Annotated in this window: 17 protein-coding genes, 5 tRNA genes and 2 rRNA genes; 1 reads left to right on the top strand and 23 read right to left on the bottom strand. The window is 48.3% G+C overall.

Annotation, left to right across the window (positions count from 1 at the left end; translation table 11 throughout):
• Positions 1–74: 74 nt before the first annotated feature.
• From rpsQ to AAZR23_RS20260, 18 genes are all read right to left on the bottom strand, one after another.
• Positions 75–329, bottom strand: a complete 255-nt coding sequence (gene rpsQ, locus AAZR23_RS20345) for a 30S ribosomal protein S17 (RefSeq protein WP_015422334.1) — start codon at positions 327–329, stop codon at positions 75–77.
• Entirely contained in the window at positions 329–520 is a 192-nt protein-coding gene (gene rpmC, locus AAZR23_RS20340) for a 50S ribosomal protein L29 (RefSeq protein ID WP_004238624.1), read from the bottom strand. The genes rpsQ and rpmC overlap by 1 nt, the downstream gene beginning before the upstream one ends.
• Positions 520–930 carry a 50S ribosomal protein L16 gene (rplP, locus tag AAZR23_RS20335; RefSeq protein ID WP_006535500.1) on the bottom strand — a complete coding sequence of 137 codons (411 nt, stop codon included), beginning with the start codon at positions 928–930 and terminating at the stop codon, positions 520–522. The genes rpmC and rplP overlap by 1 nt, the downstream gene beginning before the upstream one ends.
• A gap of 14 nt (positions 931–944) precedes the next feature.
• Positions 945–1,646: a 30S ribosomal protein S3 gene (gene rpsC, locus AAZR23_RS20330; RefSeq protein WP_107680714.1), complete on the bottom strand. Its 702-nt coding sequence runs from the start codon at positions 1,644–1,646 to the stop codon at positions 945–947.
• A gap of 16 nt (positions 1,647–1,662) precedes the next feature.
• On the bottom strand, positions 1,663–1,995 hold the full coding sequence (gene rplV, locus AAZR23_RS20325) for a 50S ribosomal protein L22 (protein ID WP_004238627.1): 333 nt from the start codon (positions 1,993–1,995) through the stop codon (positions 1,663–1,665).
• 14 nt (positions 1,996–2,009) lie between these two features.
• Entirely contained in the window at positions 2,010–2,288 is a 279-nt protein-coding gene (rpsS, locus tag AAZR23_RS20320) for a 30S ribosomal protein S19 (RefSeq protein ID WP_015422335.1), read from the bottom strand.
• Between the two features lie 14 nt (positions 2,289–2,302).
• Positions 2,303–3,127, bottom strand: coding sequence for a 50S ribosomal protein L2 (rplB, locus tag AAZR23_RS20315; RefSeq protein ID WP_004238630.1), 825 nt, complete (start codon positions 3,125–3,127; stop codon positions 2,303–2,305).
• A 19-nt stretch (positions 3,128–3,146) separates the two neighbouring features.
• A complete protein-coding gene (gene rplW / locus AAZR23_RS20310) occupies positions 3,147–3,449 on the bottom strand; it encodes a 50S ribosomal protein L23 (protein ID WP_004238631.1) in 303 nt (100 codons plus the stop codon).
• A complete protein-coding gene (gene rplD, locus AAZR23_RS20305; RefSeq protein ID WP_046895372.1) occupies positions 3,446–4,051 on the bottom strand; it encodes a 50S ribosomal protein L4 in 606 nt (201 codons plus the stop codon). Before rplD ends, rplW begins: the two co-directional genes overlap by 4 nt.
• 16 nt (positions 4,052–4,067) lie before the next feature.
• Positions 4,068–4,697, bottom strand: coding sequence for a 50S ribosomal protein L3 (rplC, locus tag AAZR23_RS20300; RefSeq protein ID WP_004238634.1), 630 nt, complete (start codon positions 4,695–4,697; stop codon positions 4,068–4,070).
• 31 nt (positions 4,698–4,728) lie between these two features.
• Positions 4,729–5,040, bottom strand: coding sequence for a 30S ribosomal protein S10 (rpsJ, locus tag AAZR23_RS20295; protein WP_001181005.1), 312 nt, complete (start codon positions 5,038–5,040; stop codon positions 4,729–4,731).
• A gap of 336 nt (positions 5,041–5,376) precedes the next feature.
• Positions 5,377–5,859, bottom strand: coding sequence for a bacterioferritin (gene bfr / locus AAZR23_RS20290; protein ID WP_046895374.1), 483 nt, complete (start codon positions 5,857–5,859; stop codon positions 5,377–5,379).
• Positions 5,860–5,976: 117 nt separating this feature from the next.
• A complete protein-coding gene (gene bfd, locus AAZR23_RS20285) occupies positions 5,977–6,168 on the bottom strand; it encodes a bacterioferritin-associated ferredoxin (RefSeq protein WP_046895375.1) in 192 nt (63 codons plus the stop codon).
• Between the two features lie 141 nt (positions 6,169–6,309).
• Positions 6,310–7,494, bottom strand: coding sequence for an elongation factor Tu (tuf, locus tag AAZR23_RS20280; protein WP_166706867.1), 1,185 nt, complete (start codon positions 7,492–7,494; stop codon positions 6,310–6,312).
• Between the two features lie 110 nt (positions 7,495–7,604).
• Positions 7,605–7,680 (bottom strand) — tRNA-Thr (locus tag AAZR23_RS20275).
• A 6-nt stretch (positions 7,681–7,686) separates the two neighbouring features.
• A tRNA-Gly gene (locus AAZR23_RS20270) sits at positions 7,687–7,761 on the bottom strand.
• Between the two features lie 102 nt (positions 7,762–7,863).
• Positions 7,864–7,948: transfer RNA gene (locus tag AAZR23_RS20265), tRNA-Tyr, on the bottom strand.
• A 16-nt stretch (positions 7,949–7,964) separates the two neighbouring features.
• Positions 7,965–8,040: transfer RNA gene (locus tag AAZR23_RS20260), tRNA-Thr, on the bottom strand.
• A 386-nt stretch (positions 8,041–8,426) separates the two neighbouring features.
• Here AAZR23_RS20260 and coaA point away from each other — a divergent pair.
• Entirely contained in the window at positions 8,427–9,371 is a 945-nt protein-coding gene (gene coaA, locus AAZR23_RS20255; protein WP_166708819.1) for a type I pantothenate kinase, read from the top strand.
• A gap of 28 nt (positions 9,372–9,399) precedes the next feature.
• Here the strand turns inward: coaA and birA are convergent, their stop codons facing one another.
• From birA to rrf (AAZR23_RS20230), 5 genes are all read right to left on the bottom strand, one after another.
• Positions 9,400–10,380 carry a bifunctional biotin--[acetyl-CoA-carboxylase] ligase/biotin operon repressor BirA gene (gene birA, locus AAZR23_RS20250; RefSeq protein WP_166708820.1) on the bottom strand — a complete coding sequence of 327 codons (981 nt, stop codon included), beginning with the start codon at positions 10,378–10,380 and terminating at the stop codon, positions 9,400–9,402.
• Complete coding sequence (murB, locus tag AAZR23_RS20245; RefSeq protein WP_434694482.1) at positions 10,377–11,414, bottom strand: UDP-N-acetylmuramate dehydrogenase; 1,038 nt, start codon at positions 11,412–11,414, stop codon at positions 10,377–10,379. Before murB ends, birA begins: the two co-directional genes overlap by 4 nt.
• A gap of 139 nt (positions 11,415–11,553) precedes the next feature.
• Positions 11,554–11,669, bottom strand: a 5S ribosomal RNA gene (rrf, locus tag AAZR23_RS20240).
• Positions 11,670–11,702: 33 nt separating this feature from the next.
• A tRNA-Thr gene (locus AAZR23_RS20235) sits at positions 11,703–11,778 on the bottom strand.
• 35 nt (positions 11,779–11,813) lie between these two features.
• Positions 11,814–11,929 (bottom strand): 5S ribosomal RNA (rrf, locus tag AAZR23_RS20230).
• Positions 11,930–11,933 lie beyond the last annotated feature (4 nt).

Raw genomic sequence — 11,933 nt, 5'->3', positions numbered from 1 at the left:
ATCTTCGTTATGGATAGAAAAAAATAAACGGCTCTAAAGCCGAGCCGTTTATTCTACATCAGAAAGCAGTACAATTACAGTACAGCTTTCTCTACGACGCGAACCAGGGTCCAGGACTTAGTCTTAGACAGTGGACGGGTTTCGCGGATTTCTACCACGTCACCGATACCACATTCATTGTTCTCGTCATGTACGTGCAGTTTAGTCGTACGACGGATGAACTTACCATACAGAGGGTGTTTCACCATACGCTCGATAGTCACAACAATGGATTTTTCCATTTTGTCACTAACAACACGACCTTGCAGAGTACGGATTTTATCGGTCATTACGCACCCGCCTTCTCAGTCAATAAAGTCTTAACACGTGCGATATTACGACGCACTTGTTTTAACAGATGAGACTGTTGTAACTGGCCGCTTGCCGCTTGCATACGCAGGTTAAATTGTTCGCGCAGCAGGTTCAGCAGCTCAGTGTTCAGCTCTTCAACGCTTTTTTCGCGCAGCTCTTTCGCTTTCATTACATCACCGTCTTAGTTACAAAGGTGGTTTTGATAGGCAGTTTAGCTGCTGCCAGCTTGAATGCTTCACGAGCAAGCTCTTCTGGTACGCCGTCCATTTCATACAGGACTTTACCCGGCTGGATTAAGGCAACCCAATACTCCACGTTACCTTTACCTTTACCCATACGCACTTCAAGAGGCTTTTCAGTGATAGGTTTGTCCGGGAACACACGGATCCAGATTTTACCCTGACGCTTAACTGCACGGGTCATAGCACGACGTGCTGCTTCGATCTGACGTGCAGTCAGACGACCACGGCCAACAGCTTTCAGACCATAAGTGCCGAAGCTCACATCCGCGCCTGCTGCCAGACCGCGGTTACGGCCTTTGTGCACTTTACGGAATTTTGTACGCTTTGGTTGTAACATTCAGCGACTCTCCTTTACTTACGGCCTTTACGCTGCTGTTTTTTAGGTTGAGCAGCCGGTTTTTCCGCCTGTTCAACTGCAGCCATGCCACCTAGGATCTCACCTTTGAAGATCCACACTTTAACGCCGATCACACCATAAGTAGTCTGAGCTTCAGAGGTGTTATAATCGATGTCTGCACGCAGAGTATGCAGAGGCACACGGCCTTCGCGATACCACTCAGTACGTGCGATTTCAGCACCGCCTAAACGGCCGCTTACTTCGACTTTGATACCTTTAGCGCCTAAACGCATAGCATTCTGTACCGCACGCTTCATAGCACGACGGAACATAACACGACGTTCCAGCTGTGAAGTGATGCTGTCAGCAACTAATTTTGCGTCCAGTTCAGGTTTACGTACTTCGGCAATATTGATTTGCGCAGGAACGCCAGCGATTTCTGAAACGCTTTTGCGCAGTTTTTCAACGTCTTCGCCTTTCTTACCGATAACGATGCCAGGGCGTGCAGTGTGAATAGTCACACGGATGCTCTTAGCAGGACGCTCGATAACGATGCGGGATACTGACGCTTTTTCTAGTTCTTTAGTTAAGTACTTACGTACTTTAAAGTCGCTGTCCAGGTTGTCAGCGAATTCTTTGGTGTTCGCAAACCAGGTAGAGTTCCAAGGTTTAACAATACCCAGGCGAATACCATTTGGATTTACTTTCTGACCCATTGCTAGTCTCCAGGTATCAGCGATCGGACACAACCACAGTGATGTGGCTGGTGCGCTTAAGAATACGATCTGCACGACCTTTAGCACGAGGCATGATACGCTTCATGGTTGGGCCGTCGTCAACGAAAATTTTCGCTACTTTCAGATCATCGATGTCAGCGCCATCGTTGTGTTCTGCGTTAGCAATAGCAGACTCCAGGACTTTCTTCACTAAACCAGCAGCTTTCTTGTTGGTAAAGGTTAAAATTTCCAGAGCTTGCGACACTTTCTTACCGCGGATCAGGTCAGCCACCAGGCGAACCTTCTGAGCAGAAGAACGAGCGTGGCGATGCATAGCAATAGTTTCCATCTCTTCCTCCTACCTTATTTCTTTTTGGCTTTTTTATCAGCCGCATGGCCGCGATAAGTACGGGTCGGCGCGAATTCACCCAGTTTATGACCAACCATTTCGTCGGTAACGTAAACCGGAACATGCTGACGACCATTATGGACAGCGATGGTCAAACCGATCATGTTAGGAAAGATCGTTGAACGACGGGACCAAGTCTTAACAGGCTTTTTGTCACCGCTTTCCACCGCTTTCTCTACCTTCTTCAGCAAGTGCAGGTCAATAAAAGGACCTTTCTTGAGAGAACGTGGCATGGCTTATCCTCTAATTATTTCTTAGTACGACGATGAACGATGAAGTGTTCAGTGCGTTTGTTTTTACGAGTCTTCTTACCTTTGGTCTGAACGCCCCATGGTGTTACAGGGTGTTTACCAAAGTTACGACCTTCACCACCACCGTGTGGGTGATCTACCGGGTTCATCGCAGTACCGCGAACGGTAGGACGAATACCACGCCAGCGGCTAGCACCGGCTTTACCCAGAACGCGCAGCATGTGTTCAGCGTTACCCACTTCACCTAAAGTCGCGCGGCAGTCTGAAGGAACTTTACGCATTTCACCGGAACGCAGACGAATAGTGACATAAGCACCATCGCGCGCAACGATTTGAACGTAAGTACCGGCAGAACGTGCCAGCTGGCCGCCTTTACCTGGTTTCATTTCTACGTTATGAACAGTAGAACCAACCGGGATGTTGCGCATTGGCAAAGCGTTACCCGCTTTGATTGCAGCATCAACACCAGACTGGATTTGATCACCAGCTTTCAGGCCTTTAGGAGCCAGGATGTAACGGCGTTCACCGTCTTTGTATAATACCAGAGCAATATTTGCTGAACGGTTTGGATCATATTCCAGACGTTCTACAACAGCCGGGATACCGTCTTTGTTACGTTTAAAGTCAACAATACGGTAATTTTGCTTGTGACCACCACCAATATGACGGGTAGTGATACGGCCATTGTTGTTACGACCACCAGACTTGTTGTTTTTCTCAAGCAGTGGTGCGTAAGGTTTGCCCTTGTGCAGCTCAGGGTTGACCACTTTAACGACGTGGCGACGGCCCGGAGACGTAGGTTTACATTTAACAATTGCCATTGTTCTTTACTCCTCCGACTTATTCAGCGCCGCCGACGAAGTCCAGATTCTGGCCTTCCTGCAGGGTGACGTAAGCTTTTTTCCAGTCGCTACGACGACCGAAACGCTGACCGTGGCGCTTCACTTTGCCTTTAACCAGCAGAGTGTTAACACCTTCAACTTTGACTTCGAACAGTTTTTCAACTGCAGCTTTGATTTCAGCTTTAGTCGCGTCTTTAGCAACTTTGAGTACGATGGTATTTGTTTTTTCCATCGCGGTAGACGCTTTTTCAGATACGTGCGGCGCGCGCAGTACTTTCAGCAGACGTTCTTCACGGATCATGCCAGCATCTCCTCAACTTGCTTAACTGCTTCAGCAGTCATCACTACTTTACCGAACGCGATCAGACTGACCGGATCGATTGCAGTGACATCACGCACGTCAACCTTGTACAGGTTGCGAGCTGCTAAGAACAGGTTCTCATCAACTTCGTGGGTGATAATCATCACGTCTTCCAGAGCCATATCTTTCAATTTCTGAACAAGCAGCTTAGTTTTAGGTGCTTCTACAGCAAATTTTTCGACAATGATCAGACGATCCTGACGTACCAGTTCGGACAGAATGCTTTTCAGCGCGCCGCGGTACATCTTTTTGTTAACTTTTTGACTGTGGTCCTGTGGTTTCGCTGCGAAAGTGATACCACCAGAGCGCCAGATTGGGCTCTTAACTGAACCAGAGCGGGCACGACCAGTGCCTTTTTGACGCCATGGTTTTTTACCTGACCCAGTAACTTCAGCACGAGTTTTCTGAGCACGTGTACCTTGACGAGCACCAGCTGCATACGCAACAACTACTTGATGGACAAGCGCTTCATTGAAATCACGCCCGAAGGTAGTTTCGGAAACAGTCAGCGCGCTTTGCGCGTCTTTCATTACCAATTCCATTCCTATCTCCTCGACGTTAAGCCTTGACAGCTGGTTTAACAATCAGGTTGCTACCGGTTGCACCCGGGACAGCACCTTTTACCAGCAGCAGGTTACGTTCAGCGTCAACGCGAACGACATCCAGGCTCTGAACGGTTACACGTTCGTTACCCAGCTGACCTGCCATTTTCTTGCCTTTAAATACCTTACCCGGAGTCTGGTTCTGACCGATAGAACCCGGAACACGGTGAGACAAGGAGTTACCATGAGTAGCATCCTGAGTACGGAAGTTCCAGCGCTTAACAGTACCGGCGAAGCCCTTACCTTTAGATGTACCAGTAACGTCAACTTTCTTAACGTCAGCGAAAATTTCAACGCTGATGTTCTGGCCAACAGTAAACTCTTCACCTTCTGACAGGCGGAATTCACGTAACAGGCGACCAGCTTCAACACCAGCTTTTGCGAAATGTCCTGCTTCAGGTTTGTTCACGCGGTTAGCTTTTTTGCTGCCGGTGGTAACCTGAATAGCACGATAACCGTCGGTTTCATCAGATTTAACCTGAGTAACGCGGTTATTTTCGATTTCGATAACAGTAACAGGGATTGACACACCTTCTTCAGTGAAGATGCGGGTCATACCCACTTTTTTACCGACTAAACCAATCATTGTTTCAACCTCTCAATCAATTGATACCTGATTAACCCAGGCTGATCTGCACGTCAACGCCGGCAGCCAGATCCAGACGCATCAGAGCATCAACGGTTTTTTCAGTTGGCTCAACGATGTCAACCAGACGTTTGTGAGTGCGGATTTCGTACTGATCGCGCGCATCTTTGTTGACGTGCGGAGAGATCAGAACGGTAAAACGCTCTTTACGGGTCGGCAGCGGGATAGGACCACGAACTTGCGCACCAGTGCGCTTGGCAGTCTCTACGATTTCCGCAGTTGATTGATCGATCAGACGATGATCAAAAGCTTTAAGGCGGATACGGATTCTTTGGTTCTGCATGAGACCAGAGCTCCAACTATTTTATAAACGTAAAAAATTACTCCTCGCACCCATTTCGATTGACGGGGGAGTGTAATCGTTCTCGATGTAATCCCCATATCGGGGATATTTTCATAAACAGCGAAAAGCATGCTGTCCAATGCTGGTATCAACCAGACTTGCACAATTGGCAAGCCCGCGCATTATACGTGAATGAGCCCTGAAAGCAAGATGCAAACCGGGATTTGTGCAAATTATCTCCGGCACCGCCGCAAAACATCAGAAAAGAAAAAACCGCCGCGGGTTTCCCTGCCGGCGGTTATGCACATTGCTTACTTCAGTGATTATTTACCTGCTTTATTCGCTGTCCGCATCCGCCATCTGTGCCTGCTGATAATTTTGCAGACCCACACGGGCGATAAGATCCAGCTGGGTTTCCAGCCAGTCAATGTGGGACTCTTCTTCTGCCAGAATTTTTATCATTAAATCACGGCTGACGTAATCATGTTTGGAATCGGCGTAAGCAATTGCCTCACGTAAATCTTTGGCACCGTCCAGTTCCAGCTGAAGGTCAGACTTCAGCATTTCTTCGACATCCTCACCGATATGAAGTTTGCCGAGATCCTGAAGGTTCGGGAGCCCTTCCAGAAATAAGATACGCTCAATGTATTCATCGGCGTGTTTCATCTCATCAATGGATTCTTCATATTCCTTATTATTGAGTTTAATCAGACCCCAGTTTTTGAACATACGCGCATGCAGGAAATACTGGTTAATCGCAACCAGTTCATTTCCCAGCAATTTGTTCAGATGAGAGATCATTTTTTTATCGCCTTTCATGTACCCTCCTTTGTTTCCAGTCTGTTTAGTATAGACACAGGAAATAAATCACGGAGTGATTACAGTGACAAAATAGCGATACAGTTCAAAATTCAGACGAGTTACTCAGGGAAAAACTCAGGCGACGCAGTCAACCGGGACTGCCATATGCTCTTCTGCCATAACGGCTTTGGCGTGGCGGATACATTTACCGCATTCAGTACCGACAGGAATAATTTTGCGCAGTTCACCAATAGAATGAACCTGATGCTGACGCACCGCATTCCGGATAGCTTTATCACTGATGGCATTACACAAGCATACATACATATCATTCCTCCTGACTGCGCTAAAGAGTAAATGATAATCAATATTATTACAATTGCGATTGTGTAAATTTTGTCAGATGTCACCGGAAAGCAGACATAAAAAAAGAGAGCCGAAGCTCTCTTTTTCATAATCAGCAGGGAATTAACCCAGAACTTTCGCTACAACACCCGCGCCAACGGTACGGCCGCCTTCACGGATTGCGAAACGCAGACCTTCGTCCATTGCGATTGGGTGGATCAGGGTTACGTGCATCTGGATGTTATCACCAGGCATAACCATTTCCACGCCTTCCGGCAGTTCAATTGCACCAGTTACGTCAGTTGTACGGAAGTAGAACTGAGGACGGTAGCCTTTGAAGAACGGAGTATGACGACCACCTTCATCTTTGCTCAGAATATAAACTTCTGATTCAAATTTGGTGTGTGGTTTGATTGAACCTGGTTTAGCCAGTACCTGACCACGTTCGATTTCTTCACGCTTAGTACCACGCAGCAGAACACCTACGTTCTCACCCGCACGGCCTTCGTCCAGCAGTTTGCGGAACATTTCAACACCGGTACAGGTAGTTTTGATCGTGTCTTTGATACCCACGATTTCAACTTCTTCGCCCACTTTAACGATACCGCGCTCAACACGACCGGTAACAACTGTACCACGGCCGGAGATTGAGAATACGTCTTCGATTGGCAGCAGGAACGGCTTGTCAATTGCACGCTCTGGCTCAGGGATGTAAGAATCCAGGAAACCAGCCAGTTCAACGATTTTCGCTTCCCACTCTGCTTCGCCTTCCAGTGCTTTCAGCGCTGAACCGCGAACGATTGGGGTATCGTCGCCCGGGAAATCGTACTGAGACAGAAGTTCACGAACTTCCATTTCAACCAGTTCCAGCAGCTCTTCATCATCAACCATGTCACATTTGTTCAGGAATACGATGATGTAAGGAACGCCAACCTGACGACCTAACAGGATGTGCTCACGGGTCTGTGGCATAGGGCCATCAGTTGCAGCAACAACCAGGATTGCGCCGTCCATCTGAGCAGCACCGGTGATCATGTTTTTAACGTAGTCGGCGTGCCCCGGGCAGTCAACGTGCGCATAGTGGCGGCTTGGAGTATCGTACTCTACGTGAGAAGTAGAGATGGTGATACCACGCGCTTTTTCTTCTGGTGCGTTATCGATCTGATCGAATGCACGTGCGCTGCCACCGTAGGTTTTTGCCAGAACGGTAGTGATTGCAGCAGTCAGGGTAGTTTTACCGTGGTCAACGTGGCCGATAGTACCAACGTTAACGTGCGGTTTCGTACGTTCAAACTTTTCTTTAGACATTAGTTGTCCCTCTAAGACACGGAATCGGTGGTTTCACCACATCAACCAAGCAGTGTTGCTTGTCTGGATATTTACAGGGAAAAAAATCAAGGAAGGGAGAACAACGGAAGTGGTGCTGATAGGCAGATTCGAACTGCCGACCTCACCCTTACCAAGGGTGCGCTCTACCAACTGAGCTATATCAGCACATCTTGGAGCGGGCAGCGGGAATCGAACCCGCATCATCAGCTTGGAAGGCTGAGGTAATAGCCATTATACGATGCCCGCGTGAACTCGGCTACCTGACTTTAATCTGCTGTAACTGAATCCCGGGTATTTTACATCGAAGGAGTGTTGAGTAAAACACCAAGGATAATAATTCACATTGGATGGTGGTGGGAGAAGGATTCGAACCTTCGAAGTCTGTGACGGCAGATTTACAGTCTGCTCCCTTTGGCCGCTTGGGTATCCCACCTTTCCAAATTGTTAAATGGTGCCGGCACCAAGAGTCGAACTCGGGACCTACTGATTACAAGTCAGTTGCTCTACCAACTGAGCTATGCCGGCATCAAGTGCTGCGCATTCTATGGAGACTTTGCGCAGGATGCAACAAAAAAATCGCTGAAATTGTTCTTTTGCTCACAAAGTGGACATTCTTCCGTATTTTGCTGTTTTTTTCAATAGGTAATGTACAAATTAGCAGCGATACTTATCACTCACACTCTCAGCAATCACACTGATGAACTACCGCAAAAGTAAATAATTCGCTTATTTTTAACCACCTGGTTATGTCATGTGCAATGCGATTTATGCCTCCGGCATCAAAAAAAATGCATTTTTTCAAAAAAATTGCTACGCCTGACTCCTATCTCTCGCTATGATGCGAATTATTTTCCGCCGGTACGGGTATTAATGACCTGTCCAACCTGCGTAATAAAGGCAGCAGTTGGTTTATGTATAAAGAAAAATCGCTCTCTCCTTATCTCCATTTCAGCCGCAGTCAGTGGGCTACCCTGCGTAACTCCGTTCCGATGACGTTATCTGAGCAGGAAATCGACGATCTGCGCGGTATCCACGATGAAATCTCGATTGATGAAGTGATCGCGATTTATCTGCCGCTGTCCCGGCTGCTGAACTTTTATATCAGCTCAAATCTGCGGCGCCAGGCCGTGCTGGAGCAGTTTCTCGGCAGAAATGAAGCCAAAGTCCCTTATGTGATTGGTATTGCCGGCAGTGTCTCTGTCGGAAAAAGTACCACAGCCCGGTTATTGCAGGCGCTTCTGAGCCGCTGGCCGGAACATCGCAAAGTGGATTTGATTACCACCGATGGTTTTCTTCATCCCAATTCTGTACTGAATGAACGCGGTATCATGAAGAAGAAAGGATTTCCTGAATCCTATGATATGCATAACCTGGTACGTTTCGTTTCTGAAGTGAAATCCGGGACTCCGCGGGTTCTGGCGCCGGTGTATTCGCACCTTACTTATGACATTATACCGGATAAACAGTTAGTGGTTGAGCAGCCGGATATCGTGATTCTGGAAGGTCTGAATGTGCTGCAGAGCGGAATGGACTATCCGGAAGCGATGCATCATGTCTTTGTATCCGATTTTGTGGATTTTTCTATCTATGTGGATGCACCGGAAGACTTGCTGAAGAGTTGGTATATCGGGCGGTTCCTGAAATTCCGTCAGGGCGCATTCAGTGACCCGAACTCCTATTTCCATCACTATGCACAGCTTGAAGAAAGTGAGGCCGTCAGTATCGCATCAACTATCTGGGATGAGATCAACGGCCTTAACCTGCATGAAAATATTCTGCCGACCAGAGAGCGGGCCAGCCTGGTGATGACCAAAGGCACCAATCACATGGTGACAAATGTTAAACTGAGAAAATAATCAGTTTTTCTGTTAAAAATAAACCGGCTCAGGCCGGTTTATTTTTTGAATCTACGCCACGGAGTGATATTTCTCCGCCGATGTAGGGAGTAATTTCACCGAACTGATCTAATAATAAAGCACCCTGTCCGTTTATCCCTCTGGAAACACCAACGACTTCACGCTCGCCAATAATTAGTTTTACTTCACGATTGAGATAGTTATCAAAAGCATACCAGCGTTCAATAAACGGCGTCAGCCCGCTTTTTTCAAACAGATGTAATGCGTCGGTGAGATGTTTAATAAACTCCGAAGATAATACATTACGATCAATCTGAATGCCGGACTGCTGAAGATTGATCCACTGCTGGCCAATCTGATCTGTGCCATTGCTTTCCATCGTCAGGTTAATGCCGATTCCGATAACCACATGGGCAGCATCTCCGGTTTTTCCCTGAAGTTCAACGAGGATACCGGCCAGTTTCTTATCATTCAGATATAAGTCATTCGGCCATTTTACTTTTACACCGGACGCGCCCAGCTCATGCAGCGTTTCCGCAAGGACTATGCCCACTACCAGGCTCAGCCCGATAGCTGCTGCGGGTCCCTGCTCCAGCCGCCAGTACAGAGAGAGGTACAGATTACGGCCAAACGGAGAGATCCACTGCCGGCCACGGCGGCCGCGTCCGGCATACTGATATTCAGCCACACAGGCATCCCCGGACGTCAGTTCCCCGACTTTGTCCATCATATGCTGGTTGGTGGAACCAATAACCGGCAGTACTTCCACATTCCGCCCGGGCAGGAGCGTTCGGATCACTTCCGGCTGTAACAGGTTCATCGGTGCAAAAAGGCGGTAGCCCCTGCCGGTGACCGTTTCCATTTCTATACCCATTTCGCGTAATGTACGGATATGTTTATTAACTGCCGCACGCGTCATTCCCAGCTGCTCACCAAGCTGTTCTCCGGAATGGAATTCTCCGTCCGATAAAATGCCGATCAGCGTCAGCGGTACAGTGTAATCTTTCATGCAATAGCCTCTGTGGCACTGATTTCACCGTCAGCACCGATAAAACGGACCTCCGGTTCCAGCTGAACACCAAAACGGGCAGCAACCTGCTGACGGACATAACGTGCGAGACGGATAACATCATCCCCTGTGGCATTATCGCGATTGATTAATACCAGCGCCTGATTCATATGAACTGCCGCACCACCTTCCTGATGGCCTTTCAGACGGCACTGGTCGATAAGCCAGCCGGCAGCGAGTTTAATTCCGTTATCCGCCACATATTGCGGGCAGTCCGGATATTGTGCTTTAATTTTCTGTGCACATTCAGCGGTGACTACCGGATTCTTGAAAAAACTGCCGGCGTTGCCGGTTACAGCCGGATCCGGCAGTTTGCTCATCCGCATCCGGCAGACCATATCAAATACCTGCTGAGGCGTGGCTGTGGCGGGATCAAGTGATTTCAAATCACCGTAGCTCAGATTTGGTTTCCACGTCTTCGCTAATTTCAGACCAACCGCAGTGATGGCATATCCCTGCTGATAATCATGTTTGAAAATACTGTCACGATAACCAAAACGACACTCCGCTGCAGCCAGGCGCTTTGTCTTACCATCTGACAGAGACGTAATATCCACATAGTCACATACATCTTTAAATTCGGTTCCGTATGCCCCGATATTCTGAATCGGTGCCGTACCGGCACATCCCGGGATCAATGCCAGATTCTCCATCCCGTAAATACCGTTCGCCAGCATCCAGCGGATCAATTCATGCCAGTTTTCACCGGCACCTGCTTCGATAAGCCAGGCATCAGGCGTTTCCCGGACAGTCCTGCCCGGAATCCGGTTAACGACGACAGAGCCATTAAAATCAGCAGTAAACAGTACGTTGCTGCCGCCACCTAATAACAGAAAAGGCGATTTTGCTGTTTGTGCAGCCTGCCATAACCGGCAGAGATCAGAAACGGTCTCCGCGATGTCAATATGACGGGCGTTGGCTTCCATACCAAATGTATGTAACTGACGGAGTGAATCAGCAGGTTTGAGGGACATAATGAAAAACTCATCTGACAAATATGGCAGCTAGTTTATCAGTCCGCAGACGCGGATCCCAGCATTGCGGGAATTTGTATTTTTGACGGAGAGAAATGCAAAAAAGCCACTCAGATGAGTGGCTTTCTTTAAATATAAAACCTGGCGGTTCCCTACTCTCACATGGGGAGACCCCACACTACCATCGGCGCTACGGCGTTTCACTTCTGAGTTCGGCATGGGGTCAGGTGGGACCACCGCGCTACGGCCGCCAGGCAAATTCGTTTTCTTTCTGCCGAACTAAATTAATGGTGCTGATACCCAGATTCGAACTGGGGACCTCACCCTTACCAAGGGTGTGCTCTACCAACTGAGCCATATCAGCAAAAATCTGCGCTTTTGCACAGACTTTAAATAATAACCTGGCGGTTCCCTACTCTCACATGGGGAGACCCCACACTACCATCGGCGCTACGGCGTTTCACTTCTGAGTTCGGCATGGGGTCAGGTGGGACCACCGCGCTACGGCCGCCAGGCAAA

Source organism: Morganella sp. Je.2.23 (genome assembly GCF_051129855.1).
Classification (GTDB): domain Bacteria; phylum Pseudomonadota; class Gammaproteobacteria; order Enterobacterales; family Enterobacteriaceae; genus Morganella; species Morganella sibonii.
This window is presented reverse-complemented; position numbering and strand designations above follow the sequence as displayed.